Origin of the sequence: Neisseria sp. CCUG12390 (assembly GCF_047837985.1) — a bacterium.
In the GTDB taxonomy this organism is placed as follows: domain Bacteria; phylum Pseudomonadota; class Gammaproteobacteria; order Burkholderiales; family Neisseriaceae; genus Neisseria.
Genome location: NZ_CP181244.1, coordinates 2,310,290 through 2,336,832, shown reverse-complemented (window position 1 = coordinate 2,336,832; position 26,543 = coordinate 2,310,290). Strand labels below are relative to the sequence as shown.

25 protein-coding genes and 1 tRNA gene are annotated in these 26,543 nt (G+C 53.1%); 15 read left to right on the top strand and 11 right to left on the bottom strand.

Features of this window, described 5'->3' with window-relative positions; genetic code table 11:
- Nucleotides 1-4 precede the first annotated feature (4 nt).
- Together secG and ACM67E_RS10795 are read left to right on the top strand one after the other, a co-directional pair.
- Nucleotides 5-379 carry a preprotein translocase subunit SecG gene (gene secG, locus ACM67E_RS10800; protein ID WP_416191440.1) on the top strand — a complete coding sequence of 125 codons (375 nt, stop codon included), beginning with the start codon at nucleotides 5-7 and terminating at the stop codon, nucleotides 377-379.
- A 16-nt stretch (nucleotides 380-395) separates the two neighbouring features.
- A tRNA-Leu gene (locus tag ACM67E_RS10795) sits at nucleotides 396-481 on the top strand.
- A 225-nt stretch (nucleotides 482-706) separates the two neighbouring features.
- Here ACM67E_RS10795 and ACM67E_RS10790 read toward each other — a convergent pair.
- A complete protein-coding gene (locus ACM67E_RS10790) occupies nucleotides 707-1,522 on the bottom strand; it encodes a DNA ligase (protein ID WP_416191439.1) in 816 nt (271 codons plus the stop codon).
- 100 nt (nucleotides 1,523-1,622) lie between these two features.
- Here ACM67E_RS10790 and ACM67E_RS10785 point away from each other — a divergent pair, with 100 nt between their 5' ends.
- The 4 genes from ACM67E_RS10785 (at nucleotide 1,623) to ACM67E_RS10770 (ending at nucleotide 5,155) form a co-directional block, all read left to right on the top strand.
- Nucleotides 1,623-2,261, top strand: coding sequence for an MBL fold metallo-hydrolase (locus ACM67E_RS10785; protein WP_416191438.1), 639 nt, complete (start codon nucleotides 1,623-1,625; stop codon nucleotides 2,259-2,261).
- 139 nt (nucleotides 2,262-2,400) lie between these two features.
- On the top strand, nucleotides 2,401-3,666 hold the full coding sequence (locus ACM67E_RS10780; protein ID WP_416191437.1) for a DUF937 domain-containing protein: 1,266 nt from the start codon (nucleotides 2,401-2,403) through the stop codon (nucleotides 3,664-3,666).
- A 374-nt stretch (nucleotides 3,667-4,040) separates the two neighbouring features.
- Nucleotides 4,041-4,481, top strand: coding sequence for a murein L,D-transpeptidase (locus tag ACM67E_RS10775; RefSeq protein WP_416191436.1), 441 nt, complete (start codon nucleotides 4,041-4,043; stop codon nucleotides 4,479-4,481).
- 158 nt (nucleotides 4,482-4,639) lie between these two features.
- Nucleotides 4,640-5,155 carry a DUF2478 domain-containing protein gene (locus ACM67E_RS10770; RefSeq protein ID WP_416191435.1) on the top strand — a complete coding sequence of 172 codons (516 nt, stop codon included), beginning with the start codon at nucleotides 4,640-4,642 and terminating at the stop codon, nucleotides 5,153-5,155.
- Between the two features lie 107 nt (nucleotides 5,156-5,262).
- Here ACM67E_RS10770 and fabF read toward each other — a convergent pair whose 3' ends face one another.
- The 3 genes from fabF to ACM67E_RS10755 all read right to left on the bottom strand — a co-directional run bounded on the left by fabF (nucleotide 5,263) and on the right by ACM67E_RS10755 (nucleotide 9,218).
- A complete protein-coding gene (gene fabF, locus ACM67E_RS10765) occupies nucleotides 5,263-6,510 on the bottom strand; it encodes a beta-ketoacyl-ACP synthase II (protein ID WP_416191434.1) in 1,248 nt (415 codons plus the stop codon).
- A gap of 166 nt (nucleotides 6,511-6,676) precedes the next feature.
- Nucleotides 6,677-6,913: an acyl carrier protein gene (acpP, locus tag ACM67E_RS10760; protein WP_416191433.1), complete on the bottom strand. Its 237-nt coding sequence runs from the start codon at nucleotides 6,911-6,913 to the stop codon at nucleotides 6,677-6,679.
- A gap of 271 nt (nucleotides 6,914-7,184) precedes the next feature.
- Complete coding sequence (locus ACM67E_RS10755; RefSeq protein ID WP_416191432.1) at nucleotides 7,185-9,218, bottom strand: prolyl oligopeptidase family serine peptidase; 2,034 nt, start codon at nucleotides 9,216-9,218, stop codon at nucleotides 7,185-7,187.
- Nucleotides 9,219-9,528: 310 nt separating this feature from the next.
- On the opposite strand from ACM67E_RS10755, the gene ACM67E_RS10750 reads away from it, so the two are divergent.
- From ACM67E_RS10750 to ptsP, 4 genes are all read left to right on the top strand, one after another.
- Nucleotides 9,529-10,098: a hypoxanthine-guanine phosphoribosyltransferase gene (locus ACM67E_RS10750; RefSeq protein ID WP_416191431.1), complete on the top strand. Its 570-nt coding sequence runs from the start codon at nucleotides 9,529-9,531 to the stop codon at nucleotides 10,096-10,098.
- Nucleotides 10,099-10,266: 168 nt separating this feature from the next.
- Nucleotides 10,267-10,707: a PTS sugar transporter subunit IIA gene (locus ACM67E_RS10745; protein WP_416191430.1), complete on the top strand. Its 441-nt coding sequence runs from the start codon at nucleotides 10,267-10,269 to the stop codon at nucleotides 10,705-10,707.
- 103 nt (nucleotides 10,708-10,810) lie between these two features.
- A complete protein-coding gene (locus ACM67E_RS10740; protein WP_416191429.1) occupies nucleotides 10,811-11,080 on the top strand; it encodes an HPr family phosphocarrier protein in 270 nt (89 codons plus the stop codon).
- A gap of 1 nt (nucleotide 11,081) precedes the next feature.
- Nucleotides 11,082-12,833 carry a phosphoenolpyruvate--protein phosphotransferase gene (gene ptsP / locus ACM67E_RS10735; protein ID WP_416191428.1) on the top strand — a complete coding sequence of 584 codons (1,752 nt, stop codon included), beginning with the start codon at nucleotides 11,082-11,084 and terminating at the stop codon, nucleotides 12,831-12,833.
- Nucleotides 12,834-13,010: 177 nt separating this feature from the next.
- Here ptsP and ACM67E_RS10730 read toward each other — a convergent pair whose 3' ends face one another.
- The gene (locus ACM67E_RS10730) at nucleotides 13,011-13,307 is read right to left on the bottom strand and encodes a hypothetical protein (RefSeq protein ID WP_416191427.1); all 297 of its coding nucleotides are present in this window, start codon (nucleotides 13,305-13,307) and stop codon (nucleotides 13,011-13,013) included.
- A gap of 312 nt (nucleotides 13,308-13,619) precedes the next feature.
- Between ACM67E_RS10730 and ACM67E_RS10725 the strand changes: the two genes are divergently transcribed.
- Together ACM67E_RS10725 and ACM67E_RS10720 are read left to right on the top strand one after the other, a co-directional pair.
- A complete protein-coding gene (locus ACM67E_RS10725; protein WP_416191426.1) occupies nucleotides 13,620-14,096 on the top strand; it encodes a Panacea domain-containing protein in 477 nt (158 codons plus the stop codon).
- The gene (locus ACM67E_RS10720; protein WP_416191425.1) at nucleotides 14,096-14,686 is read left to right on the top strand and encodes a hypothetical protein; all 591 of its coding nucleotides are present in this window, start codon (nucleotides 14,096-14,098) and stop codon (nucleotides 14,684-14,686) included. The genes ACM67E_RS10725 and ACM67E_RS10720 overlap by 1 nt, the downstream gene beginning before the upstream one ends.
- A 43-nt stretch (nucleotides 14,687-14,729) precedes the next feature.
- On the opposite strand, the gene polA is transcribed toward ACM67E_RS10720, so the two are convergent.
- Nucleotides 14,730-17,549, bottom strand: coding sequence for a DNA polymerase I (polA, locus tag ACM67E_RS10715; RefSeq protein WP_416191424.1), 2,820 nt, complete (start codon nucleotides 17,547-17,549; stop codon nucleotides 14,730-14,732).
- Between the two features lie 310 nt (nucleotides 17,550-17,859).
- Here polA and ACM67E_RS10710 point away from each other — a divergent pair, with 310 nt between their 5' ends.
- Complete coding sequence (locus ACM67E_RS10710; RefSeq protein WP_416191423.1) at nucleotides 17,860-18,408, top strand: carboxymuconolactone decarboxylase family protein; 549 nt, start codon at nucleotides 17,860-17,862, stop codon at nucleotides 18,406-18,408.
- Nucleotides 18,409-18,599: 191 nt separating this feature from the next.
- Here ACM67E_RS10710 and ACM67E_RS10705 read toward each other — a convergent pair whose 3' ends face one another.
- From ACM67E_RS10705 to garD, 5 genes are all read right to left on the bottom strand, one after another.
- Nucleotides 18,600-19,970 carry a lipase family protein gene (locus ACM67E_RS10705; RefSeq protein WP_416191422.1) on the bottom strand — a complete coding sequence of 457 codons (1,371 nt, stop codon included), beginning with the start codon at nucleotides 19,968-19,970 and terminating at the stop codon, nucleotides 18,600-18,602.
- Nucleotides 19,970-20,626, bottom strand: coding sequence for a hypothetical protein (locus ACM67E_RS10700; RefSeq protein ID WP_416191421.1), 657 nt, complete (start codon nucleotides 20,624-20,626; stop codon nucleotides 19,970-19,972). Before ACM67E_RS10700 ends, ACM67E_RS10705 begins: the two co-directional genes overlap by 1 nt.
- A gap of 46 nt (nucleotides 20,627-20,672) precedes the next feature.
- Nucleotides 20,673-20,864 carry a hypothetical protein gene (locus ACM67E_RS10695; RefSeq protein ID WP_416191420.1) on the bottom strand — a complete coding sequence of 64 codons (192 nt, stop codon included), beginning with the start codon at nucleotides 20,862-20,864 and terminating at the stop codon, nucleotides 20,673-20,675.
- A gap of 76 nt (nucleotides 20,865-20,940) precedes the next feature.
- On the bottom strand, nucleotides 20,941-21,945 hold the full coding sequence (locus tag ACM67E_RS10690; RefSeq protein ID WP_416191419.1) for a quinone-dependent dihydroorotate dehydrogenase: 1,005 nt from the start codon (nucleotides 21,943-21,945) through the stop codon (nucleotides 20,941-20,943).
- A gap of 574 nt (nucleotides 21,946-22,519) precedes the next feature.
- The gene (gene garD / locus ACM67E_RS10685) at nucleotides 22,520-24,082 is read right to left on the bottom strand and encodes a galactarate dehydratase (RefSeq protein ID WP_416191418.1); all 1,563 of its coding nucleotides are present in this window, start codon (nucleotides 24,080-24,082) and stop codon (nucleotides 22,520-22,522) included.
- 410 nt (nucleotides 24,083-24,492) lie between these two features.
- Between garD and rffG the strand changes: the two genes are divergently transcribed.
- Nucleotides 24,493-25,554, top strand: a complete 1,062-nt coding sequence (gene rffG / locus ACM67E_RS10680) for a dTDP-glucose 4,6-dehydratase (protein ID WP_416191417.1) — start codon at nucleotides 24,493-24,495, stop codon at nucleotides 25,552-25,554.
- Nucleotides 25,555-25,628: 74 nt separating this feature from the next.
- Nucleotides 25,629-26,504 (top strand): glucose-1-phosphate thymidylyltransferase RfbA, encoded by an 876-nt coding sequence (gene rfbA / locus ACM67E_RS10675; RefSeq protein ID WP_416191416.1) that lies wholly within the window; start codon nucleotides 25,629-25,631, stop codon nucleotides 26,502-26,504.
- Nucleotides 26,505-26,543 lie beyond the last annotated feature (39 nt).

The window sequence follows — 26,543 nt, the reverse complement described above, 5'->3', positions numbered from 1 at the left end:
AATTATGGAAGCCTTTAAAACCGTTATTTGGATTGTGAACATCATCTCCGCATTGGCCGTGATTGTGTTGGTATTGCTCCAACACGGCAAAGGTGCGGATGCCGGTGCGACTTTCGGTTCGGGCAGCGGCAGCGCACAAGGCGTATTCGGTTCGGGCGGTAATGCCAACTTCTTAAGCCGTTCCACCGCCATCGCAGCCACCGTATTTTTCGCAACCTGCATGGCGATGGTGTATATTCACTCCAATACGACCCGTCACGGTTTAGACTTCAGTACCGTGCAGCAAAGCCGACCGGCACCGGCGCAAACCGCACCAGTACCAAGCAATACAAATACCTTACCTGCTGCACCGGTACCGGCTTCATCCGCGCAGCAGTAAAAATTAAAAGTTACCGGCCGACATGGTGGAATTGGTAGACACGCTATCTTGAGGGGGTAGTGATCCTAGATCGTTCGAGTTCAAGTCTCGATGTCGGCACCATCAAAAGAAAAACCGTCTGAAATTCAGGCGGTTTTTTGTTTGACGTAATGTATTATCGCGGCGGAGTTGGTTTGAAACACCGGAGCTATATTGGGATCAATTAAGGATTCGTCAGTGTGATTTTGGTGGGATATTGTGGATAAGGCCGTCTGAAAACTGATGCAAAGCAGAAGAATCGGTTTTCAGACGGCCTTTATATCGGGCTTAAGATTTTTTCATGATGATTCAGCGTTGCCGTTCATCACGAATCCGCACGAAAGTTGCAAATTTCGGCGTACCTTTTTGGGTGAACCCCCGATAGCGGTACGTGATGGTTGAGCCGACAGGAGGCGGGTTGTCGCGTTCGGCATCTTTGAAGCCGCTGCCGATGCGGAATTCGCCGTATTGGTTGCGGCAGCCGACGGCGCCGAGCCTTCCTTGGTTTTTGCCTTTGCCTTCGTAATGGCGGGTGACAATACATTCTGCATCGTGTTGGCTTTTGAGTTTCAAAAGCTGGCTGCTGCGTCCGCCGGTATAGCGTTGCTCGGGATTGCGCAGCATCACGCCTTCTCCGCCTTGTGCTTCAACCTGCTTCAGGAAGTCTTGGGCTTGTCGGGTATTTTCTACGGGGATTTGTTCAATAACGGCGATGGGGGCGGCAGGGTAAAGTTGCAGCCATTGTTTTGCTACATCGAGCCGCTGATAGAGATTGCCGCCGGCCTTGGGTACGTCGAAGACGTGCAGTTTGATGTTTTGCCAATCGCCTGAGGCGGAGCGGACGGCGGCGGAGATTTGTTCGAATTGGCCGCGGGTGCTGAAGAGTTCTCCATCTAAAGGATAGGGCGGGAATTGGCGGGTATAGCCGGCGGGCGGGGTAAACGCGTAACCTTGGCGGCTGATGAGTTGTGTGCCGTTCCAATAGGCGCGTACGCCGTCGAGTTTTTCGCTCATTGCCCAGCCTTGGATATCTTGGTCAGTGTATTCTTGTGCCAGTAGTAAGTCGGCGGCAAACAGGCGGCTTGAGATGAAAAGTAAGGTGAAAATCGGTATGATGGATTTCATGGTGCTGTTTTCCCTGGATTATAGTCATTTTGGAAACTATATTGTATTGTATTAGTAGGCCGTCTGAAAATAGCGGTGACGGTTTTGAAGGACTCGAATTATGGCTTTAAATGTTGAAATCATGGCGGTGACGCCTTTTCGTCAGAATTGTTCGTTATTGTGGGACGACGAGACCCAAGAAGCGGTACTGATCGATGTAGGCGGCGACGTGCCGTTTTTGTTGCAGCAGGTAGCAGATAAGAATTTGAAGGTCAAAGAGATTTGGCTGACGCACGGACATTTGGATCATGCGGGCGGGGTGGACGAATTTGTCAAACAATACCCTGTGCCTGTTGCCGGGCCGCATAAGGAGGATGAATTTCTGCTGCAATCCCTGCCTCAAACTACGGCGCAATTCGGCTTTCCTGTGTCGCCGGCGATTACGCCGACGCGTTGGTTGGATGAAGGGGAGACGTTGAGCGTCGGGCGGTATGAGTTTGCGGTGCTGCATATACCGGGGCATACGCCGGGGCATGTGGTGTTTTATTGCGCCTCGGAAAATCTTTTAATCGCCGGCGATGTCTTGTTTTACGAGACCATCGGGCGGACGGATTTCCCAAGGGGTAATCATGAACATCTGATTAATCATATCCGCAGCAAGCTGTTCGTTTTGCCCGGCGAAACACAGGTTGTGCCCGGACACGGCAGATTGACCAGTATCGCCCATGAAAAACAGCATAATCCGTTCTTACAAAACTAACCGGAAAAATAGATTGTGATTGTCTGTAAAAACGCATTAATTTAATGAAATTCGCTGTTGCGAATTATGGAGCCTAAGGTAGTATGGTTGTCAATCCGCAATAATGCGGAGTTTTTACAACAAGAGATTAGGAAGCGATATGTCTTTAGATTTGGGTAATTTGTTGCAAAGCCAAGTAGGCAACGTACTGAGCCAGTTTTTGAATGCCAACGGCGAATCGCCTGAAAACAGCAGCCGTGCTGCCGGTTTGGCCGTGCCTGCCGTAATTGCCGGTTTGGTGAAACACGCAAGCGGCAACGCTGCCAATGCTTCGGGTTTGTTCGATTTGATTACCGGCTCGGGCGGGGCGCGTTTGAATACCGCCGTGGCTGACGTGACCACCGGCAACGGCGCAGGCGGCCTGATTGATTTGGGTAAGGAATGGCTGCCTGATTTGTTGGGCGGTAACGCACCGAATGTGACCGACCAAATCTCAGCGGAGAGCGGCATTTCTAAAGCTTCTTCCGGTTCGTTATTGGCATTGGCTCTGCCTTTGGTACTGTCTGTGCTGCGTGGTAAAGCGCAAAGCGACAATTTGAGCAGCGGTCAATTGCTGGGCTTGCTGGGTCAGCAGCAGGACTGGTTGACACGCGCCTTGAGTCCAAACATGCTTTCAGCATTGGGAATTGGCAGCTTGAGCGGCTTGTTCGGCGGCTTGACCAATATCATCGGCGGTTTGGGTGCCAACGTAACGCAAACGGCTTCAGCGGCTGCCGCATCACACGCTGCGGCTATTGCGGCAGAACCTAAAAAAGGCGGTGCAGGCAAATGGATTGTATTAGGCTTGGCAGCTTTGGCTGCATTGTTTGCTTTCAAGAGCTGTGCCGATAAGAAAGACCCGTCTGTGGCGCCGGTTGCGGCAAGTGCTCCTGCTGCATCTGATGCTGCGATGCCGGCAGAGGCTTCTGCTCCGGCCGAGGCCTCGGCTCCTATGGCTGCGACAGCGTCAGAAGTTGCTGCTCCGGCAGCGTCTTCTGCATCAACGCCTGCCGAGGCTTCGGCGGCTGGTTCTGTTGCCCAAGCTGCGGATGGATCTGCACGTGTGTTGGTTGAAGACGGCGTGGCCAAGTTCTATTTTGCTACCGGTAAAAACGATATTGCCGAGGGTGCCGCTACTGTCGTTGCGGATGTGATTGCGGCCGGTAAAGAGGGCAAGAAACTGGTGATTAGCGGTTTTGCCGACAGCACAGGCAATGCCGCCGCCAATGAAGAATTGTCCAAACAGCGTGCGCAAGCCGTTCAGGCATTCTTTGAAGCGCAAGGCGTCAATGCCGCCAACATCGAATTGCGCAAACCGGACAATACCACCGGAGCGGTAGGGGATGCGCAAGAAGGCCGTCGTGTTGATGTGAAAATCGAAGGTTAATTGACAACAGTCATTTAATTTGAATGAAAAGCAGGCCGTCTGAAAAACCAGTTTCAGACGGCCGGTTGTTTGAGTGTGCATCAGGCAGGTGAGAGCAATTGGCTTGATGAAAAGGGACTGATGAAAAAATTTTGATTTTAACGGTTTGCTAAAATAATCGGCCGTTTTCTCGGAATATCCCTGAGGCTGCATGCTTTGAGGGTAAACCGGGTTGAGGAAGATGATGACTTTCCCATGCAAAGTAGTTTATGATAAGAAATCCACTTCCGCTTTCCGCAGCTTTATTTTAAGTCTGCATCCTAGAAAAGTATTGGAAAGCTGTAACTGAAAATGATTGCATTCAACCGGTAATACTGCACGCTCATCCTTTAATAATGGAATCCAAATTGAAACAGTTTTGCTTATCTGCCGTCTTATTGCTGGTCTTAAACACATTCGCCGCCGCAGATGGTGTCAGCGACTACATGAAGCGTAAGAAAGTTATTGTAAATACGGCCAAAGCCGAGCTTTGCTTTGCCGATGACAAACAATGCCATCCGGTGCTCATCGGTAAAACCACACCCAAAGGGACGTTTCCCATGACCATCATGTCCACAAAAACGCCGGGCTATGGTGGAGAGGTAATCGGTTTTAAAGAAGAGCGGGATTTTTTGTTCGCATTGCACCGCGTATGGCTGGGCAAGCCTTCCGAACGCCGTATGGAGCGCATTGCTTCGCCCGTGGTTGCTGACCGGATTATGACCAACGGCTGTATCAACGTCACGGATAAGGTGTACCAAAAATTGCGCCACTATTTCACTTTGGAAGTGATTTAAGCCCGGAGGCCGTCTGAAAAAGATGTCGAATGTTCGGCATATTTTTTTGTTTATTGAGTTTGAGAAACGGGCGGAATATTCAGACGGCCTCAAGAAAAATTTGCCAGGCCGTCTGAGTTGGCATAAGCTTTGCGGAGGATTAAGCAGGAGTGAAAACCATGAAACCGATTGCCGTGTTGATTTATCAAGGTGAAGGGACGGACGAATTACAGATGCTGTGGCAGGCGGTAAAACACTGGCGGCAGAAAGGATTGAGGGTGGCGGGACTGCTCAACCCTTTGGACGGGGCGGGCAATAAACTGCGCGATCGTGTGCAATCGCTGACCGACAGCCGTGTCTATACCATCATGTATGATGAAGGCTGCACCAGCGATGCCTGTCTGCTGAATCCGCAAGGATTGGCTGTTTCTTCGGAAGTGATTCGGGAGGCATTGCAAACGCCGCCGGATATTTTGGTATTCAACAAGTTCGGCCATGCGGAAAGCGAAAACAGCGGTTTGATTGATGAGTATGCACAAGCCATCAGTCAGGGAATTGCGGTGGTTTCGCTGTTGCAGGATAAATACCGGGCGGACTGGCAGGCGTTTACCGATGGAATGGGCGAAGAACTGTTTGGTCTGGAAGATCTTTTGGCGTGGGGTGAGTGTCAGATTCAAAGGTGCAAAGCAGATTGAATGGTATTGCATTTATCTGATTTGACAGTATTTTCTGAAAGCTGGTTGTGGTGTCTATCTATAAAAAAGGCCGTCTGAATTTCAGACGGCCTTTTTTCATGAAAAACTTATCCTTCAAACTTTTTGAATACCAGCGTACCGTTGGTACCGCCGAAACCGAAAGAATTGGAAATGGCGACATCGATATTCATATCGCGTGCTTCATTGGCACAGTAATCCAAATCACAGCCCGCCTCAATGTCCTGCTCTTCCAAGTTGATGGTCGGCGGTGATTTTTGGTCGTGGATCGCCATGATGCTGTACACGGCTTCCACGCCGCCGGCCGCGCCCAATAAGTGGCCGGTCATGGATTTGGTCGAATTGACAACGACGTTCTTGGCGTGTTCGCCAAGAGCCAGCTTCAAGGCTTTGGTTTCGTTGGCATCGCCCAAAGGCGTAGAAGTACCGTGTGCGTTAACGTAATCGACATCGGTAGTGTTCAAACCGGCATCTTTCAGCGCACGGGTCACGGCCAGAGCAGGGCCTTCTTCGTTCGGTGCAGTGATGTGGTAGGCATCGGAACTCATACCGAAGCCGACGATTTCGGCGTAGATTTTCGCACCGCGTTTTTTTGCGTGTTCCAATTCTTCCAGCACCAACACGCCCGCACCTTCGGCAATGACGAAACCGTCGCGGCCTTTGTCCCACGGACGGGAAGCGGCGGTCGGGTCGTCGTTGCGGGTTGACAGGGCTTTCATGGCGGCAAAACCGCCTACGCTCAAGAGGTTGATGGAGCCTTCCGCACCGCCGGCCACCATGACGTCCGCATCGCCGTATTTAATCAGGCGTGCGGCATCGCCGATGGAGTGTGCGCCGGTGGTACAGGCCGAAACCATGCCGTATGAAGGGCCGCGGTAGCCTTTGAGAATGGTCACATGGCCGGCAATCAGGTTAATCAGCGAACCCGGAATAAAGAACGGATTGATTTTGCGCGCACCGCCTTCCTGCACGGCAATGCCTGTGGCTTCGATACTCGGCATGCCGCCGATGCCCGAGCCGATGTTCACGCCGACGCGGTCTTTATCCAGGTCGGGGGTGTCGTCCAAACCCGCGTCTGCGATGGCTTGCAGGGCGGCGGCCAAACCGTAGTGGATAAAGGCATCCATGCGGCGCGCTTCTTTTGCGCTGATGTATTCGCCGATGTCGAAACCGCGTACTTCGCCGGCGATTTGGCTGTTGATTTCCGATGCGTCGAAGCGGGTAATCATGCCGATGCCGCTTTTGCCTGCGAGCAGGTTGCTCCATGCGGTGGCGACGTCGTTGCCGACCGGTGATACTTGGCCTAGGCCTGTGATGACTACTCTTCGTTGACTCATGATAATCTCGCTGTCATTAATCGGAATGGCGGGCGGCAAGGCAGGAAAACTGCTTTCAGGCCGTCTGAAAATTAGAGTTTTTCTCTAATTTCAAGCATTTATAATAAGGTAAAAGCCCCTGTATGCGGAATCGCAGCAGAGGCCGATGTATTCGGAGAACCGGGGATTAGCCGTTGTTGGCGGTGATGTAGTCGATAGCCAATTGTACGGTCGTGATTTTTTCGGCTTCTTCGTCAGGGATTTCGCAACCGAAAGCTTCTTCCAAAGCCATTACCAATTCAACGGTGTCCAATGAGTCTGCGCCCAAATCGTCTTGGAAAGAAGATTCGTTTTTCACTTCGGCTTCATTCACACCCAGTTGTTCAGCAACAATTTTTTTAACTTGTTGTTCGATATTTGACATGTCAGTCGTTCCTTATATGCCTTGCGGCGGGTTTGAAAAAATAAATCGGATATATTTTACCGAATTCGTTTAGAGTTTTCCATCTAAAAATGCATTTTCTGCATTTGCGGGGAATGGTTTCGTTATGCTGCATATTATCATAGGCTGATTTTATCCCACAAGCAGCATTTTGTTTTTGTTTGTTATCAAACAGTTAATCGGATATTTTTTGTTTTTTGGGTAGGGTGTACAGGCCGTCTGAACGGGAAATTTTCTGTTCAGACGGCCATTTTCAGGTTTTGGGTTGCAAAAAGGCGTTTAAAAACGTCAGGATACAGGCCAGTTCGTCGGCGGAATCCTGCTGCGTGCCGTTGCCGGTGTGGCCGCCGCCGTCGGGGCAGTACAGCCATAACTGCGGGCTGATTTGACGCAGCTTGGCGTAAAACTTGAGCGCGTGGGCAGGGTGGACGCGGTCGTCGGAGAGGCTGGTGGTGATGAGGGCGGGCGGATATTGGCGGCCGTCTGAAAGGTTGTGGTACGGCGAATGCTGCGTCCAATAATCGTGTGCAACGGGAGATTTGAGCGGATTGGCGTATTCGTCCGTCCAGCTTGCGCCTGCCGACAACAAGGGGTAACGCAGCATGTCGGTCAGCGGCATTTCGCACACCATCGCGCCGAAGCTTTCGGGTGCGCGCACGAAGGCGGAGGCGACGACCAAGCCGCCGTTGCTGCCGCCTTGCAGGGCGGTGTGTTTAGGCGAACTCAGGCCGCGTGCGGCCAGGTCGTGCACGACGGCCAGCAGGTCGTCGGTGCTTTTGTGTTTGTGCAGTCCTTGCGCGGCTTGGTGCCATGCGGGGCCGAACTCGCCGCCGCCGCGCACGTTCGCCAATACGAACGCGTTGCCCTGTTCCAGCCAGTATTTGCCGATGCTGCCTAGATAGTGCGGCAATTCGGGTACGCCGAAACCGCCGTACACATACACCAAAGTCGGCGTTTTTTCTTTGAGGCCGTCTGAAACGTTTTTGCCGACGCGGTAATACGGAATCTGCGTGCCGTCTTCGGATTGCGCCCAAAACTGCTGCACTTCGATGCCGTCTGAAACAAACTGTTCGGGCTGGCGGCGCATGACAGTCAGCTCCATCACGTTCAAATCCAGCGCGTACAAAGTCAGCGGCGTGGTGAAACCGCTGGCAGCCAGATAGACGACATCGCCGCCCCACGGCTGGTCGGCCAATTCCAGCGCGCCGGTCGGCAGGTTCGGCAGTTCGGCTTCCTGCCAGAGGCCGTCTGAAAAACGCCATGCTTTCAGACGGCCTTGCACGTTGTCCAGCGTATTGGCGACGACAAAACGCTTGGTGGTTTCCACGCTTTCCAATGCCTGCGTTCCGTTCGGCGTGAACAGTAATTGCGCCGCACCGGGTTCGCCTTTGTTCAATTTCACCGCCACCAGGCTGCCGCTCGGGTAGCTTTGGTTGGCGCGTTTCCAGTCTTTGCGTAGGGTCAGCATCAGATGGCCGCACAAATAGCCGACCACATCGCAATCTTCGGGCAGATTCAAAGGCTTGGCTTCGCCTTGCGCAGAAACCTGCAGATAGGTTTTGGTGTAGAAACCTTGCGAGGCTTCAATCAGGTCAATCGGCGAGCCTTGCGGATCGAGATAACGCCATGCGTTGACCATCATGCCGTCTGAAGCGATTTGGTACACCGGCTTGCTTTCTTCAAAACTTTGCCCGCGCTCGACCAGCCACACTTCGCGCGGATAGCCCGATTCGGTGAGCTGGCGTTCGTCCCAAGCAGGGCAGACCCACACGCTGTTTTCATCGCGCCACGAAATGTGGTTTTTGCCGGCGGGAAAATGAAAGCCGCCCTCGACCAGCGCGCCCGCGGCCAAGTCCATTTCCAGCGTGTAGGCCGCATCGCCGCCCGCGCGGCTGAGCGTGAGCAGGGCGAGGTTCGGTTTTTCCACCAAGTGCGACACGCCGCCCAGATACACGTCGTCGCCCAGGATTTCGTCGAAATCCGCCACCGAAAACAGAATTTCCCACTCGGGATAACCGCTGCGGTAAGTCGCCGCCGTGCAGACGCGGTACACGCCTTTCGGGTATTCGGCGTCTTGGTGGAAATGGTACATGCGCGCGCGGTGTTCCTGGCAGAACGGAATCTGGCGCGTGTCCTGCATTTGCGCGAGAATGCCGTCTGAAAGCCGTCGGGCGGTATCGTTGTCCAAAAAACGCGCCACGGTTTCGGCGTGTGCGGCAGCGGCGAAATCCTGCGTTTGGGCGGAATCCGAATCTTCTAAAAAACGGAACGGGTCGGAATGGGGCATGGCGTGAGGCCGTCTGAAAAAGAAAGGCGTGATTATAGCGCAAAGGCCGTCTGAAAATCATTTTCAGACGGCCTGAGAGGTGCGCTCGATGACGGATGGGGTATTTTTGAGTCGGGCAAAGGCCTCTTTACAGGCCGTCTGAAAAATATTCCGCCAATCTGCCCTTTGCCCGTGGGAGAAAAGGTTTTCTCCGCGAATGGCAAAAAGCCGTGCCGCAAAAGCAGGTTCGGCCGTCTGAAAACAATTTTCAGACGGCCTTTTGCCTTATATAATTCTTCCTTTAAATACAGTCCCGAAAAACGGAAAACCCATGACGCCGAACGAACTCGACACCAAACGCGCCCGTACCCAAGCCATGCTCGACTATGCCGAACTTTTGTTCAACCGCGAACAATGCGAAGCCGCGCTGCAACGTGTGGCCGACGACATCACGCGCGATTTGGGCGGCAAATATCCACTGCTGCTGCCGGTGATGGGCGGCGCGGTGGTGTTTACCGGCAAACTGTTGCCGCTGCTGCGCTTTCCGCTGGATTTCGATTATGTGCACGTTTCGCGCTACGGCGACAAGCTCGCGGGCGGTGCATTCAACTGGAAGCGGATGCCCGATGCGGCGCAGATCGAAGGCCGTCATGTGGTGGTGCTCGACGACATTCTCGACGAAGGGCACACGATGGCGGCGATTCAGGAAAAGCTGCTGGCCATGGGTGCGGCGAGCTGTCGGGCGGCGGTGTTCGCCAACAAATTGATTGGCAAGGAAAAACCGACCAAAGGCGATTACGTCGGTTTGGACGTACCCAACCGCTATGTGTTCGGCTACGGCATGGACGCAGCCGGCGCGTGGCGCAATCTCGATGAGATTTACGCGCTGAAGCAGGATTGAAGGCCGTCTGAAAATATAGCGGATTAAAATAAAAATGAGACAGGGCGGCAGCGCAGCACCATCGGAAAGACGTAAAACTGCGGTAAGAAACGTTCAGACGGCCTTGTTTATCCGCTTGCCCGCAACCATTTCAAAACCATAAAAACCTTATTATTTCAGGAACGCAAAATGATTGGCTTACTTATCATTACCCACGAATCCGTCGGCGAAGCCTACCGTGGTTTGACGCATCATTTTTTCCCGCAAGGCAGCCCTGAAAACGTACATATTTTGGGTGCGCAGCCGAATGAAGACCAGGATGACGTGATTAACCGCGCCATTTCCATGATTCAGGAATTTCCGGAAGACTGTCACGGCGTGCTGATTATGACCGACATTTTCGGTGCGACGCCGTGCAACGCCGCGCGGCGCATGGTGCGCGAAGGAAAATCGGCGATTCTCACCGGCCTGAACGCGCCGATGATGATTAAAGCCGTGCAGTATGCGCCGGACGCTTCCGACCTGACCGAGTTTACCGAAATGGTGAAAGAAGCGGCGATTCGCGGGATTTTTGCCATTACGGTCGAACCGGATGACTTAATGTGCAAGAAAGCGGCAGAGGCCGTCTGAAACCTGCCGAACCCATACGCCGCGATATTTTTCAGACGGCCTGCAATGGTACGGGCCGTCTGAAATCCTGTTCCGTCAACAATAAACACCATCAGGAAAATCCATGCTCAAGCAAGAAATCGAAATCATCAACAAACTGGGTCTGCACGCGCGCGCGTCCAGCAAATTCACCCAAACCGCCTCGCAGTTCCAAAGCGAAGTGTGGGTCACGAAAAACGGCAGCCGCGTCAACGGAAAAAGCATCATGGGGCTGATGATGCTCGCCGCCGCCAAAGGCAGCGTGATTGAAATCGAAACCGAAGGCGCGGACGAAACCGCCGCCATGAAAGCCCTGACCGATTTGATTAACGACTACTTCGGCGAAGGCGAATAACATGAGCATCGTCTTACACGGCGTGGCGGCGGGCAAAGGCATCGCCATCGGCCATGCGCACCTGGTGTCGCGCGGCAGCACCGAAGTGCCGCAATACGACATCGAACCCGAACACATCGAAGCGGAAGTGGCACGGTTTGACGCGGCGGTAAAAGCCACGCGCAAAGAGTTGGAAAAGCTGCGCAATGCCATTCCTGAAAACGCGCCGACCGAATTGGGCGCGTTCATCTCGCTGCATCTCATGCTGCTGACCGACGTCACCCTGTCGCGCGAGCCGGTCGATATTCTGCGCGAGCAGCAAATTAACGCAGAATGGGCGTTGAAGCAGCAGAGCGACAAACTCGCCGCGCAGTTTGACGAAATTGAAGATGCCTACCTGCGCGAGCGCAAACAGGACATGCTGCAAGTGGTGCAGCGCATCCACAACCACCTGGTCGGCCAAAGCAACGAACTGAGCTTGGCCAACAACCCGTTTGAAGATACCATCCTGATTGCGCACGACTTGTCGCCGGCCGATACCGTTCTCTTTAAAGAACAACACATTACCGCGTTTGTTACCGATGCCGGCGGTCCGACCAGCCATACCGCGATTTTGGGACGCAGTTTGGACATTCCGTCCGTCATCGGCCTGCACAACGCCCGCAAACTCATCACCGAAAACGAAATCGTCATCGTCGACGGCATCAACGGCATCCTGCTGATTAACCCCGACGATGTCGTACTGGCCGAATACCGCCGCTTGGAGCGCGAATACCGCAGCCACAAGCGCGAGCTGAACAAGCTCAAAAAAACCGCCGCCACCACCGCCGACGGCGTGAACATCGAGCTTTTGGCCAACATCGAATCCGCCGAAGACATCAAAGCCCTGCACAACATCGGTGCCGACGGCGTGGGTCTGTTCCGCAGCGAATTTCTCTACCTCAACCGCGAAAACATGCCGTCTGAAGACGAGCAGTACGAAGTGTACAGCGCGATTGTGAAAAAGCTCAAAGGCAAAAACCTGACCATCCGCACCGTCGATTTGGGCGTAGACAAAAATCCGCGCTGGTTCGGCCAAAACGCCACGCCCAACGGCAGCCTGAACCCCGCATTGGGCTTGACCGGCATACGCCTGTGTCTGGCCGAACCGGTGATGTTCCGCACCCAGATGCGTGCCATCCTGCGCGCCGCCCAACACGGCCCCGTGCGCCTGATGTGGCCGATGATTACCTCCCTTTCCGAAGTCCGCCAATGCCTGACCCACTTGGAAACCGCGCAAAAGCAGCTTGCCGAAAGGGGCGAAGCCTACGGCGAAGTCAGCGTCGGCTGCATGATCGAAATCCCGTCCGCCGCCATGACCGTCGGCAGCATACTCAAACTGGTCGATTTCATTTCCATCGGTACCAACGACCTGATTCAATACGTCTTGTCGGTCGACCGCGGCGACGATGCCGTCAGCCACCTCTACCAACCGAGCCATCCGGCGGTGTTGAAAATGATTCAGCACGTCATCCGCACCGCCAACCGCATGGAAAAAAGCGTTTCCATCTGCGGCGAAATGGCCGGCGACACCATTTTCACCCGCATGCTGCTGGGCATGGGCTTGCGCCGTTTTTCCATGAATACCAACAACTTGCTGTCGGTGAAAGACATTATTTTGAAAAGCGATACCAACCAATTGGAATACGGCATCGCCAAACTCATGCGCAACGAAGATCCCGAAAAATCGGAAAAGCTGCTTAAGCAGCTGAACCAGATTCCGAACGAGGGATAAAAAGATAAGAGGCCGTCTGAAAAATTTTTCAGACGGCCTTTATGACGGGTAGGGTGGGTGTAAACCCACCGTTTTGTTTTGAAATTTTGGAATGGTGGGTTTTCACCCACCCTACATATTTCAGACGGCTTCAAATTACAGCCTGCGGATTTTCGCAAACGGCTTGCAACGCAAACACTACCGTCCGGCCGGATTAATCGGCAGGGAAGAATGCGATACTTTGATGTTCAGATTTTTCCGTTTCAGCAGATGGCGGAACACTTCCACTTTCAACCCCGCATCCGTGCGTTCGTAGTTGGTGCCCAAAATCACTTCGTCCAACCTGGCGCAAATATCGCCGTATTCCAAAAATGCGGTGTTGGTGGCGGGGCAGTATTGCACTTTGTTTGAGCCGGTTTCTTCGATTTGCAGCAGGCGGAATTCTTCTTCATCGCGGAAGGCGTAGTCTTTAAACAGATAGCGGATGTATTCCAAAGCTGCTTTGTTTTCTTGGGATTTTTCTTTGTCTTGAACAGAGGTTTTAAAATAGTCGTGTAAATTGTTTAAGGCCGTCTGAAAACTGTTTCAAGCGGCTGAATGTTGAATTGAATCATCTCAAGGCCATAACCCAACAATGTGTAAAATCTTGGTAACGCAACTGTTGCTCTGCTGTTTTACTGGGATATGTTTTCAGCTAACTCAACCTATTTTTATGTGTGTCGACCCATAATTGAATTGCCAAGAAAGAAGGCAAAAATTATAATTTATACATAGTATATACCAGTAAAATTGAAGAAGGAGGAAATCATGGCAATTTCCAGCAAACTAGATGCAATTCAAAAATTTATTATTCAGGAACATAGAGAGCAGTTTGATGAAAGCCCAACCCCGATGAAACTCCAAAAATTGTGTTATTACGCACAAGGGCTATCTTTAGGGTTAAATCAAGCTGAATTATTTTCGGATGATTTTCAGGCATGGCAGCATGGGCCAGTTAATCCAGATTTGTATTCTAAATATAGAGAATATCAATGGAGGCCCATTGATATTGATATTGCAGCAAGTGAAGTTCTTCCTACAACTGAGGAACAAGAACATCTCAGACAAGTAGTTGCTGCATTTGGTAAATTTGATGGTGCTGCTCTAAGTACGATGACACATCGGGAACAACCGTGGCTAGAAGCTAGAGCTGGAATTCCTGAGTCAGAGGGTTCCAGGGAAACAATTCAAAAAAATGTAATGAGAAATTATTTTTCTGCCAAATTAAGAGAATTTGAAGAGTGATGAATAATTTTGAAAAACTAGCAAATAAGTCTTATCAGAGTTCAGAAAATGAATATTTAAATATTTCGTTTAAGTACATTGATTGGAATTGTGAGCATTTTTTCTTACAGGGGCTGAAGAATGAAAATTATAAACAAATATTTGATGCGTTAGAAAAATTAAAAAATACATCAGTTAAATCTTTTCGTGAACAAACGGCATATGGAGGATTGAATCCAAAATCAATTTTTAATACTAAGAGTGGATTATATGATCGATTTAACTCCAATACGTATTCATTAGTACAAACTAGTTTGCAAACAGAAGAGAACCCAAAGCAGCAAGCTGAGGCTATACTAAAGCAGGCATTTGAAATTAGAATTGCAGGGAGGAATCAAGGTAGAATCCATGGCTTCCTTTGGAACAATACATTTCATATTGTATGGTTCGATCCTGCACATAATTTATACTATGGTAGAAAACAACCTCAAGCCATGGGAGAGTACGCTACGGTAAAAAGATGTTTTTCACCCGAACAGTTTGAACAATTACAAAGAGAAAATGCAGAGTTGTATGATCTGTTAGACACAAAGACTGCTCCTGAAAGTTAAAGTACCACTATGCAGAGGTACTTTAACTTTTAAATACAAATTCTCAGTGCGCCCCTTCCCAATCCTCCCCACTCCCCACTTCCGCCACCAGCGGCACATCCAGCATTCCCCCGTCCACTTTCGCCATAATCTCCGGCAGTTTGCCGCGCACCAAATCCAGTTCCGTTTCAACCACTTCCAACACCAATTCGTCATGCACCTGCATAACCAGTTTGCTGTGCAGGCCGTCTGAAACGAGCCAGTTGCGCACGTCTATCATGGCGCGTTTGATGAGGTCGGACGCGGTGCCCTGCATGGGGGCGTTGATGGCGGCGCGCTCGGCGCCTGCACGGGCATTGGCGTTGGCGGCGCGGATGTCGGGCAGGTAGAGGCGGCGGCCGAACAGGGTTTCGACGTAGCCGAGCGCGGCGGCCTGTTCTTTGGTGCGCTGCATGTAGTCGGCCACGCCGGGGTAGCGGGCGAAGTAGCGGTCGATGAAGTTTTTGGCGGAGAGGTTGTCGATGCCCAGCGATTTGGCGAGGCCGTACTGCCCCATGCCGTAAATCAGGCCGAAGTTGATGGTTTTGGCGTAGCGGCGCTGTTCGGGGCCGACGTTTTCGGGCGGCACGCCGAACACTTCGGCGGCGGTGCGGCGGTGGATGTCTTCGCCGTTTTTAAAGGCTTCGAGCAGGGTTTTGTCGCCGCTCAAATGCGCCATGATGCGCAGCTCGATTTGGGAATAGTCGGCGGAGACAATCAGGCTGCCCGAAGGGGCGGTAAAGGCGCGGCGCACGCGGCGGCCTTCGGCGGTGCGGATGGGGATGTTTTGCAGGTTGGGGTTGCTGCTGGCGAGGCGGCCGGTAATGGCGACGGCCTGCGCGTAGGTGGTGTGCACGCGGCCGGTGCGCGGGTTGATCATCTCGGGCAGTTTGTCGGTGTAGGTGGATTTGAGTTTGGCTAAGCTTCGGTTTTGCAAGATGATTTTCGGCAGCGGATAGTCGGGCGCGAGGGTTTCGAGCACGGCTTCGTTGGTGGAAATGCCGCCCGAGGCGGTTTTTTTCAGGCCTTTGGTGGGAATGCCCATTTTGTCGAACAGGATTTCCTGAAGCTGTTTGGGCGAGTTGAGGTTGAACGGCTGGCCGGCGGTTTCGTAAGCCTGTTTTTCCAATTCAATCAACTGGTTGCCGAGTTCGTGGCTTTGGCGGTCGAGTTCGGCCTTGTCGATCTGTACGCCCGTGCGTTCCATTTCGAACAGTACCTGCGCCACGGGCAGTTCCATTTTTTCATACATTTCAATCTGTTGTGCTGTCATGCGCGCTTTGAGCCAGCTTTCGATGCGCAGCGCGAAATCCGCGTCTTGGCAGGCGTATTCTGTGGCTTGGTTGATGGCAACGTCGGCAAACGAAATCTGCTTCGCGCCCTTGCCGCACAAATCTTCGTATTTCACCGTCTGCAAACCCAGCCAGCGTTCGGACAATTCGTCCAAACCGTGTCCCAAATGGCTTTCGAGAATGTAGGACGCAAGCATGGCGTCGCCCGCGATGCCGTTCAGCTCGATGCCGTAGTTGGCGAAAACGTGCTGGTCGTATTTGAGGTTTTGACCGATTTTTTTCAGACAGGCATTCTCCAAATGCGGTTTCAGACGGCCTAATACGTCTTGCAAATCAAGCTGTTCCGGCGCGGCGGTAATGCTGTGGCCGACAGGGATATACGCCGCAATGCCTGTCTGAAAAGCGATGCTGATGCCGACCAACTGCGCGTCCATCGCGTTCAGGCTGGTGGTTTCCGTATCGATGGCGATTGTGTCGGCTTGCGACAATTTGTCCAACAGTTCGGCAAACTGCGCTTCGGCGGTAACGGCTTGATAATCCAGCGTTTCCGGGGCAGGCGCGGTTTGCGGCAGGCCGTCTGAAATCTCGTTTTCCATGTTTTCAGACGGCCTTTGAGCCGCCAAAGCCGCCTGTTCACCCACGTCCGCACTGCCGAACAAATCGTCGCCCTGCGCCGTTTCGCGCATCCGCTCTTCCGCCTCTTTCAGCCAGGTGCGGAAATTCAGGCGTTTGAACTCCACCGCAAGCTGCGTCCATTTCGGCGTTTGGCGGCGCAGGCTTTCGAGGCCGTCTGAAAGCTCGGTGTGCAAATCCACATCGGTTTTAATCGTAACCAATTGATAAGACAAGGGAAGTTGCTCAAGCGCGGCTTGCAGGTTCTCGCCGACTTTGCCCTTGATTTCCGCTGCGTTGTCCATCACGCCTTGCAGCGAACCGTAGGCCTCCAGCCACTTCACCGCCGTTTTCGGCCCGCATTTTTCCACGCCCGGCACGTTGTCCACCTTGTCGCCCATCAGCGCGAGATAATCGCGGATTTGGTCGGGGCGCACGCCGAATTTGGCCTGCACGCCCGCGATGTCCAGCGTTTCGCCGCTCATCGTGTTCACCAGCGTAACCCGGTCGTTTACCAACTGCGCCATGTCCTTATCGCCTGTGGAAACAACCACTTGAAGCCCGTGTTCCGCCCCCTGCCGTGCCAGCGTGCCGATCACGTCGTCGGCCTCCACATCCGGCACCACCAGCACCGGCCAACCCATCAGCCGCACCAAATCGGGCAGCATTTCCGCCTGCGGACGCAGCTCGTCCGGCATCGGCGGCCGCGTGGCCTTGTAGTCGGCAAACATGTCGTGGCGGAAGTTTTTCCCTTTCGCATCAAACACCACCGCACAATAATCATGCGCATAATCCGCGCGCAGACGGCGCAGCATGTTCAACACGCCGTACATCGCCCCCGTGGGCATGCCGTCCGGCGCAGTCAGCGGCGCCATCGCGTGAAAAGCGCGGTAGAGGTAGGAAGAACCGTCGACGAGGAGGAGGGTGTTGGTTGCGGACATAATCGGGCCTTTGGTCAGAGAGACGGCACGCGCAAGCGCAGGCCGTCTGAAAATTGGAAAATAAAGCACATTATAAAGGAAAAGGCGGTTTGGCTTGATACGGCGTGCCGACTGAGTAAAAAACATGGAACAGGATTCCTATCAGTCGTAAACCTTTTTCAGACGGCCTGTCGATAAACCGGCAGAATAACGGATTGGCGAACCATATAATTTTTAGTTCTAACCAAAGAACTTTTTATACTTTTATTATTCCTCCGAATCCGTTAGCATGACTTGTTTATTTTCATTTGATCGCAAAAAGGAAATCATCATGGCACGTTTGACCGTACATACCGTAGAAACCGCACCGGAAGCAGCCAAACCGCGCGTGGAAGCGGCTTTGAAAAACAACGGTTTTATCCCGAACTTAATCGGCGTATTGGCCAATGCGCCGGAGGCTCTGGCGTTTTATCAGGAAGTCGGCAAAATGAATGCCGCCAACAGCCTGACCGCCGGCGAAGTGGAAGTGGTGCAGATTATCGCCGCCAAAACCAACGAATGCGGTTTCTGCGTGGCCGGCCACACCAAATTGGCGACTTTGAAAAAGTTGATGTCGGAGCAGTCGGTTCAAGCCGCGCGCGCGTTGGACGCAGGCGCGTTTGACGATGAAAAACTGGCGGCATTGGCCGCGTTTACCCAAGCGGTAATGGCGAAAAAAGGCGCGGTGGCCGATGCCGAACTGCAAGCCTTCTTCGACGCGGGTTACAACCAGCAGCAGGCCGTAGAAGTCGTGATGGGCGTAGCGTTGGCGACTTTGTGCAACTATGCGAACAATCTGGCGAAAACCGACATCAACCCTGAATTGCAGGCATTTGCTTAATGGTTGGTTTGGTGTGAACACAGGCCGTCTGAAAATTTCAGACGGCCTGTTTATTTGGTTGATACGATTGTTTTAATGTGATTATTGCGTTAGCGGTAGAGTATGCTTTCAAGCATACAAAGTAAAAATTAGAAGATTCAGGAAGGCAGCTAACCCGCGCGGGCAGTAAATGCCCATCTTGCGGATGACACTCAACCGTAACTGCGTCCGCCGTATGACTGAGCCCGATATTCGGCTTCCCGCGCCCGCTGTTCCTCGGCCAAAGCAAAATCCCGTTCGGTCTGTTTTGCCTGCAACACATTGTCTTCCAAAGATAAAGCCAATGCCTGATTGGTTTGGATGGAAGTATCTTTAAACATGCCCTGCGGCGATTCGTAGCCGATATTGATTTGACCGTCTCCCTGGACATGGATGAACTTGACTTCGGGCAGTCCCGCCGCATAAGCCTTTGTCGCCATAGAGAGGGAAATGGCGTCGTAATCCGAACTGCTGCGCGTTACCCCTTCCTCCCTGTCGAACTCGGTCAGCAGTGTCCTGCATTGTCCGCACATATCCTGAACCTGCTTGGGCATATCGGCAAAAGACAATGCAGGAGTCGGGGCATACTGTTGCATTTCCAAGTCAAAGGGTCGGGCCTGTGCGAGCGGCGGCAGGTTTTTCCGGGCAGGCTCTCCAGCCGGACGGTCGCGTTTGAGCATGTCGATCGTATTGTTGATATTCCGTATCGGATCCGGCGCATTCAAAAGAATATTGAGACCGATACGTTCCTGATTGACATCGCTGCGGTAGGCATCAATCAGAACGGTATTGTCCTGTGCGAGTTTGCGCGCATTGGGGTCGGACAAAATCGAACGGCTGCCGGTAAAGTTATCGATGGAATGCGCCGAACCGACGGAAGTCGCGGCCGCACCGTAAACAGTAGAAGGAAGCAGCACATTGGCCGCACGGCTGTTGGTATAGCCCGCTTTGGAAAGGCGGTTGATTTCGTCGGGAGTCGCCAACACCACCACCGAACCGTAATGGCCGCTGGCCGCGGCGACGGGGTCGGAAGCCTTGACATAATTGACGACCCTGCCGCCGCCCTCGGGAATGCGCGGCAGACTGGCGGCACCGTAGGCATTGAAGGTTACGCCCTGATGGTTGAAATAGTGAGCGGAGATTTGGGCGAGCGTACCGCCGAGGGAATGGCCGGTGTGGGTCAGGGTGGGTTTGGGTAAATGTGGGTTTTCTTTATGGAATATTTCCAATTTTTCCATTGCTTTCCGCGTTAAATCTACGGCTGCCTGAGCCTGTCCGTTATCTCGGTTTAAAACCATGACGCCATCGGTTACGGCATCCTTCCAGTCTTTCTTTGGGCTTTCGGTACCGCGGTGGGCAACGATGACGGCGTTGTTTTTAACATCATAGTAAACCGTCCCCTGATAGCCTGAAAAGCGGTCGTTGGCGACAGCAAGGACTTTATAATCGTTACCGCCGATAGGAATTTTTTTATCACTGGGGATACGGTTTTCGTAAGCATCTTTTGCCAAATCTGCGTATTGCTGGTGGGTGGGAAATGCCATTATTTAACCTCCTCAATGGTTGCAGTAATGGAAAATAAGTTTTTAAATTCTTCCGGATTCAGTAATTCGGGAGAACGAATAGCGAAATGTACCGAGTCTTCATAAATAGAGCCGTCATCTTTTTTAGTATACGGATAATCACGTTTCCAATAATAACTGGTCATGGTTTTTCTCTCAATCAGCTCATCCACCATATCGCCAAAACTGAAACGTGTTTCTTCAGGTTTACCCGTCGCTTTGAATCCGGTGCCGAATCCGGCAATCCTCCAACGACAGACCCCATCGCCGAAATAGTCTTCGTCCAGCATAGCGTCGCGGTAAACCACCGTTTCGTACTCGCTTTCACTGATTTTATGAATAGGAAATCTTAAACTTTTTTCGGGATGTGCTTTTGCGCCGATGATTTCCGAAGTAATCAGGTATTCGCAATTATCAGCCAGATAGCCTACGTCCATATCGCTCATCAGCTTTAACGGCCCGGGCGCGTCGTTGATTTTAATGCGGATACGGTAGGCTTCTTTGGGGTTGGGGTTTTGGCGGAAACGCTGTTCCGTTCTTTCCTGAATGCTCATGTTTTGTTCCTCCGAAGAATGGCCGCAGGCACTCATTCCGACAAGGGAAAGCGCGGCGGTCAGTAAGATGGTGAGATGTTTCATAAAGCGGTATTCCTTTACGAATGTATAATCAGACCGTCTGAAAGTTTCAGACGGCCTGATTATAAATCCGATTGTGCGGGTTGGGGACAGATGCGGGATTGGCGGTTGCGGAACAGGTTTTAAGGTCTCGGTAAACCGTACCCTGATAGCCTGAAGAACGGTTATTGGCGACGGCAGGGACTTTGTATTTGCTGTCGCTGATTTGACATTGGGCAGTTTCCTTGCGTTTTCCAAGCATAGGAATTTTGCTTCGCGAATATCGTCAGGCCGTCTGAAAGTTTCAGACGGCCTTGTTTGTTTACTGCGGATTCCGTTCAGCGGATTGCCGCCACACATTCTTTAATCAGCGCAGGGCCTTTGTAGATTAAGCCGCTGTAAATCTGTACGGCGGTTGCGCCCAAGCGGATTTTTTCGGCGGCGTCGCGGCCTTCCATAATGCCGCCGACACCGATGATCGGCAGCGCGCCGTCGATGTGTCCGGCCAATAATTTCAACACTTGGTCGCTTTTTTCGCGCACGGGCAGGCCGCTCAAGCCGCCTTGTTCCTGCGCCAAAGCATGGTTGCCCAGAGAAGATTTGTCGATGGTGGTGTTGGTGGCGATGATGCCGTCCATCTCCACGTTTTTCACGACATGGGCGATGTCGGCGATTTGCGCTTCGTCCAAATCGGGGGCGATTTTCACCGCCAGCGGCACATATTTTCCGTGTGCGGCGGAAAGGTGCGCCTGTTTGTTTTTCAGCGTTTCCAACAATGCGCTCAATTCGTCGCCGCCTTGCAGCGCGCGCAGGTTTTTGGTGTTGGGGGAAGAGATGTTGACGGTGATGTAGTCGGCGTGGGCGTAGGCTTTTTCCAGGCAAATCAGGTAGTCGTCGGCCGCGTTTTCAATGGGGGTAACGGCGTTTTTGCCGATGTTGATGCCCAAAATGCCTTTGTAGCTTGCGGCTTCGATGTTTTTAATCATCGCGTCGATGCCGTCGTTGTTGAAACCCATGCGGTTGATGATGCCTTGGTGTTCGGGCACACGGAACAGGCGCGGTTTCGGATTGCCGGGCTGCGGCTTGGGGGTAACGGTGCCGACTTCGAGAAAGCCGAAACCGAGTGCACCGAACGCGTCGATACATTCGCCGTTTTTGTCCAAACCTGCGGCCAGGCCGACGGGGTTGGGCAGGTTCAAACCCATCAGTTCGGTGGGCTTGCCGCGGTTGTCGGTAATGGGGATGAGGCCGAGTTTGTGCAGGGTTTTCAGGCCGTTGAGCGTGAGATGGTGGGCTTTTTCGGGGTCGAGTCTGAACAGGGCGGAACGGGCGAGAGCGTACATGACGGGCTTTCTGAATAATGGAAACAATGGGCGTATTTTACCTGAAAAAGGCGGTCAGGCCGTCTGAAACAGGTTGTAATATGACGGCGGTCAAGCTTCGGTTGCGGTAGGTGCGGTTAGCTGCCCGAGGCAGCGTAACCGTACAAAAACCTCAGGCAAACGAATTTTGTGTTCTCGGCAGCACCCCGAAATGCTTAAAGCCGTCTGAAAAAACACGAACTGTTTTCAACCCGTAGGTACGGTTAGCCGCCCCAAGGCGGCGTAACCGTACGAAAACTTCAGACAAACGGATTTTGTGTTCTCGGCGGCACCCCAAAATGTTTAAGGCCGTCTGAAAAACGTAAGTTCTTTTATCAGACGGCCTTGGTTGGTTTTGGGAATAGCGTACGGTTACGTCGCTTGGGGCGGCTAACCGTACCTACGTTGCTACGTTGTTTCGGGTTTGCCGGATGTGGGCAAATGCGGTATTGAAAAAGAGGCCGTCTGAAATTCAGACGGCCTTAAGTCTTGATGAAAAATGTCGCATGGACACGGTTATTCCTCAAGAGGAATGGGAGAAACCGAAGCAATGAAATCAGGTTACCGGCGCGGGGTTGAACACCGACAGCGCATTATGCAAGCCCCATTGGTCGGACCATGTCTGCTTGCGGCCGCTGGCGATGTCGAGAATGTAGCGGAAGATTTCCCAGCCGGTTTCTTCGATGGTGGCGTCGCCCGTGGCGATGCGGCCGGCGTTGATGTCCATCAGGTCGAACCAGCGGTCGGCCAAATCGGTGCGGGTGGCGACTTTAATCACGGGCACGGCGGCGAGGCCGTAGGGCGTGCCGCGGCCGGTGGTGAACACCTGCACGGTAATGCCGGAAGCCAGCTGCTGCGTGCCGCAGACGAAATCGCTGGCGGGGGTGGCGGCGAAAATCAGACCTTTTTTGGTGGGGCGTTGGCCGGGCGACAACACTTCGACAATCGCCGACTGGCCGGATTTGGCAATCGAACCGAGGGCTTTTTCCACCACGTTGGCCAAGCCGCCTTTTTTGTTGCCGGGCGACGGGTTTGCGCTGCGGTCGGTTTGTCCGGCGTTCAGATAATCGTCGTACCACTTCATTTCTTCGAGCAGGCGGCGGCCGACGTGTTCGTCTGCGGCGCGCGGCGTGAGCAGGTGGATGGCGTCGCGCACTTCGGTCACTTCGGAAAACATCACCGTCGCACCGCAACGCACCAGCAAATCGGAGGCGAAACCGACGGCGGGGTTGGCGGTTACGCCCGAAAACGCGTCGCTGCCGCCGCACTGCATCCCGACCACCAAATCGGACGCAGGGCAGGTTTCGCGTTGGCGGGCATTGAGTTTCTGCAAATGTTTTTCCGCCGTTGCCATAATCGAATCGACCATGGCTTTGAAGCCGACGAACTGCTCATCCTGCAAACTGGTGACGCTGGTGTTGTCGCCGTCGACCTTAATCGGAATCGTGCCTTCGGCCTGTTCCAGCAGGCGGTTGGGCTGGAGCTTCTCGCAACCCAGTCCGATAACCATGATTTCGCCGCCGAAATTCGGGTTCAGCGCGATGTTGTGGATGGTGCGTATCGGCACCACCGCCGCAGGCGCGTTAATCGCCACGCCGCAGCCGTAAAGGTGGTTCAAGCCGACCACGCCGTCCACGTTGGGATATTTCGGCAGCAGATGCTGCTCGATCAGTTTCACCACATAATCGACCACGCCCGCCACGCAATGCACGCTGGTGGTGATGCCGAGCAGGTTTTTCGTGCCGACGCTGCCGTCTTTGTTGCGGTAGCCTTCAAAGGTGTAGCCTTCCAGCGGTTCCATTTTCGGCGCGGGGCGGGTGGCCAGCGGCAGCGTTTCCAAAGGCGGGGCTTCGGGCAGCACCACTTTCGATTCGTCTATCCACGAACCGCGCGGCAAATCCTGCGCCGCATAGCCGATGATTTCGCCGTAGCGCACGATTTCGCCGCCTTTCGGAATATCGGCCAAGGCCGTTTTGTGCCCTTGCGGAACGTGTTCGGTCAACGTCAGGCCGTCTGAAAACTGCGTACCGGCACTCAGGCCGTTGCTGTTGACGATGATGGCGACGTTGTCGGACGGGTGGACTTTGATAAATAACGGTTTTTGCTCGGCGGTATTCATGGTCGTGTTCCGTTATGTTTTAGGTAGTTGATGATATATTAATCAGCGGTACGACAAAAATCATTATGCAGATACACAATAATTCAGGCCGGATATTTTGGATTTATAGAAGATTTGACAGGTTTGAAAAAGGCAGGAATTGGCTATGAACTGGCTATAAAGAGGCTTTTGCAAAATTGAGGGCAAACCTGAAAACCTATGTCCGTCATGAGCTGGAGCAAGCCCGCTGCACAGTTCATGATTTTGAATGCTGTCGAATTTTGCAAGGTTTCTCAAAGAAATATTTTGACAGGTTTAAAGCGCGATACGGCAAAAGTCGGTTTCAGACGGCCTGATGTGTTAATTTGTGTTAGAATACAGAGAATTACATTATCACTTTCATCGGAATCTTTTTGATTGGTCAGATTATCATGAAAAAAATCCTTGTGACCGGCGGCGCCGGCTTTATCGGTTCGGCGGTTGTGCGCCATATCATTAACGACACTCAAGACGCGGTGGTGAATGTCGACAAGCTTACCTACGCGGGCAATTTGGAATCGCTGGAAAGCGTGGCAAACAATCCGCGCTATGCGTTTGAAAAAGTCGATATTTGCGACCGTGCCGCGCTTGACCGCGTGTTTGCCGAACACCGGCCCGATGCGGTGATGCACTTGGCGGCGGAAAGCCATGTCGACCGCTCCATCGACGGGCCGGCGGCGTTTATCGACACCAATATCGTCGGCACTTACACCCTTTTGGAAGCCGCACGTGCGTATTGGAACGCCATGCCGTCTGAAAAAAAATCGGCCTTCCGTTTCCACCATATTTCCACCGACGAAGTGTACGGCGATTTGCACGGCACGGACGATTTGTTCACAGAAACCACGCCTTACGCGCCCTCCAGCCCGTATTCCGCCTCCAAAGCCGCCAGCGACCATCTCGTCCGCGCATGGCTGCGCACCTACGGCCTGCCTACGGTTGTGACCAACTGTTCCAACAACTACGGCCCCTACCATTTCCCCGAAAAACTGATTCCGCTGATGATTCTGAACGCGCTCGAGGGCAAACCGCTGCCGGTTTACGGCGACGGTATGCAGATCCGCGACTGGCTCTTCGTTGAAGACCACGCGCGCGCGCTGTATCAGGTCGTCACCGAAGGCGAAACCGGCGAAACCTACAATATCGGCGGTCACAACGAAAAAGCTAATATCGACGTGGTCCGCAGCATTTGCGCGCTGCTGGAAGAGCTTGTTCCCGCCAAACCGCAGGGCGTGGCGCGTTACGAAGACCTGATTACCTATGTGAAAGACCGTCCCGGCCACGACGTGCGCTACGCCATCGACGCGGCCAAAATCGGCCGCGAATTGGGCTGGCAGCCGCAGGAGACTTTTGAAAGCGGTATCCGCAAAACTGTGGAATGGTATTTGGACAATAAAACTTGGTGGAGCCGAGTGTTGGACGGCAGCTACAACCGCGAACGTTTGGGCAACTAAACCGTGAAATGTTTTCAGACGGCCTCAAACGCTTGACAGGTCGTCTGAAAAATAAAAAACAGTAAGGAATTTCCATGAAAGGCATTATCCTCGCCGGCGGCAGCGGCACGCGCCTGTATCCGATTACGCGCGGCGTTTCGAAACAGCTTTTGCCGGTGTACAACAAGCCGATGATTTATTATCCGCTGTCGGTGCTGATGCTGGCCGGCATCCGCGACGTGCTGATCATCACCACGCCTGAAGACAACGACGCATTCCGCCGTCTGCTCGGCGACGGCAGCGGTTTCGGCATCCGCATTTCCTATGCGGTTCAGCCCAGCCCCGACGGTTTGGCGCAGGCGTTTATCATCGGCGAGGAATTTATCGGCGGCGACAGCGTGTGTCTGGTGTTGGGCGACAATATTTTCTACGGCCAGCATTTTTCCCAATCGCTGAAAGAAGCCGCGGCGGCTGCCGACGGCGGCCGCGCCACCGTGTTCGGCTACAAAGTGAAAGACCCGGAGCGGTTCGGCGTGGTCGAATTCGACGAAAACTTCAAAGCTCTGTCCATCGAAGAAAAACCGCTGAAACCCAAATCCGATTGTGCGGTAACGGGGCTGTATTTCTACGACAAGCGCGCGGTGGAATTTGCCAAGCAGGTGAGGCCGTCTGAACGCGGCGAGCTGGAAATCACTTCGCTCAACCAAATGTACCTCGAAGACGGCTCGCTCGACGTGCAGCTTTTGGGACGCGGTTTCGCCTGGTTGGACACGGGCACGCACGCCAGCCTGCTGGAAGCGGCTTCATTCGTGGAAACCATCGAAAACATCCAAAACCTGCAAGTCGCCTGTTTGGAAGAAATCGCGTGGCGCAACGGCTGGCTCTCCGACGAACAGGTCATCGCATTGGCCGGACCGATGTGTAAAAACGAATACGGCCGCTACCTGCTGAGATTGGTCGGGAAACGTTAAGGCCGTCTGAAACCATAAATGCAGGTCGGGCATTTTTGC

Coding starts and splice junctions, on each gene's coding strand:
- secG (WP_416191440.1), top strand. CDS start 5: ATGGAAGCCTTTAAAACCGTTATTTGGATTGTGAACATCATCTCCGCA.
- ACM67E_RS10790 (WP_416191439.1), bottom strand. CDS start 1,522: ATGAAATCCATCATACCGATTTTCACCTTACTTTTCATCTCAAGCCGC.
- ACM67E_RS10785 (WP_416191438.1), top strand. CDS start 1,623: ATGGCTTTAAATGTTGAAATCATGGCGGTGACGCCTTTTCGTCAGAAT.
- ACM67E_RS10780 (WP_416191437.1), top strand. CDS start 2,401: ATGTCTTTAGATTTGGGTAATTTGTTGCAAAGCCAAGTAGGCAACGTA.
- ACM67E_RS10775 (WP_416191436.1), top strand. CDS start 4,041: ATGGAATCCAAATTGAAACAGTTTTGCTTATCTGCCGTCTTATTGCTG.
- ACM67E_RS10770 (WP_416191435.1), top strand. CDS start 4,640: ATGAAACCGATTGCCGTGTTGATTTATCAAGGTGAAGGGACGGACGAA.
- fabF (WP_416191434.1), bottom strand. CDS start 6,510: ATGAGTCAACGAAGAGTAGTCATCACAGGCCTAGGCCAAGTATCACCG.
- acpP (WP_416191433.1), bottom strand. CDS start 6,913: ATGTCAAATATCGAACAACAAGTTAAAAAAATTGTTGCTGAACAACTG.
- ACM67E_RS10755 (WP_416191432.1), bottom strand. CDS start 9,218: ATGCCCCATTCCGACCCGTTCCGTTTTTTAGAAGATTCGGATTCCGCC.
- ACM67E_RS10750 (WP_416191431.1), top strand. CDS start 9,529: ATGACGCCGAACGAACTCGACACCAAACGCGCCCGTACCCAAGCCATG.
- ACM67E_RS10745 (WP_416191430.1), top strand. CDS start 10,267: ATGATTGGCTTACTTATCATTACCCACGAATCCGTCGGCGAAGCCTAC.
- ACM67E_RS10740 (WP_416191429.1), top strand. CDS start 10,811: ATGCTCAAGCAAGAAATCGAAATCATCAACAAACTGGGTCTGCACGCG.
- ptsP (WP_416191428.1), top strand. CDS start 11,082: ATGAGCATCGTCTTACACGGCGTGGCGGCGGGCAAAGGCATCGCCATC.
- ACM67E_RS10725 (WP_416191426.1), top strand. CDS start 13,620: ATGGCAATTTCCAGCAAACTAGATGCAATTCAAAAATTTATTATTCAG.
- ACM67E_RS10720 (WP_416191425.1), top strand. CDS start 14,096: ATGAATAATTTTGAAAAACTAGCAAATAAGTCTTATCAGAGTTCAGAA.
- polA (WP_416191424.1), bottom strand. CDS start 17,549: ATGTCCGCAACCAACACCCTCCTCCTCGTCGACGGTTCTTCCTACCTC.
- ACM67E_RS10710 (WP_416191423.1), top strand. CDS start 17,860: ATGGCACGTTTGACCGTACATACCGTAGAAACCGCACCGGAAGCAGCC.
- ACM67E_RS10705 (WP_416191422.1), bottom strand. CDS start 19,970: ATGGCATTTCCCACCCACCAGCAATACGCAGATTTGGCAAAAGATGCT.
- ACM67E_RS10700 (WP_416191421.1), bottom strand. CDS start 20,626: ATGAAACATCTCACCATCTTACTGACCGCCGCGCTTTCCCTTGTCGGA.
- ACM67E_RS10695 (WP_416191420.1), bottom strand. CDS start 20,864: ATGCTTGGAAAACGCAAGGAAACTGCCCAATGTCAAATCAGCGACAGC.
- ACM67E_RS10690 (WP_416191419.1), bottom strand. CDS start 21,945: ATGTACGCTCTCGCCCGTTCCGCCCTGTTCAGACTCGACCCCGAAAAA.
- garD (WP_416191418.1), bottom strand. CDS start 24,082: ATGAATACCGCCGAGCAAAAACCGTTATTTATCAAAGTCCACCCGTCC.
- rffG (WP_416191417.1), top strand. CDS start 24,493: ATGAAAAAAATCCTTGTGACCGGCGGCGCCGGCTTTATCGGTTCGGCG.
- rfbA (WP_416191416.1), top strand. CDS start 25,629: ATGAAAGGCATTATCCTCGCCGGCGGCAGCGGCACGCGCCTGTATCCG.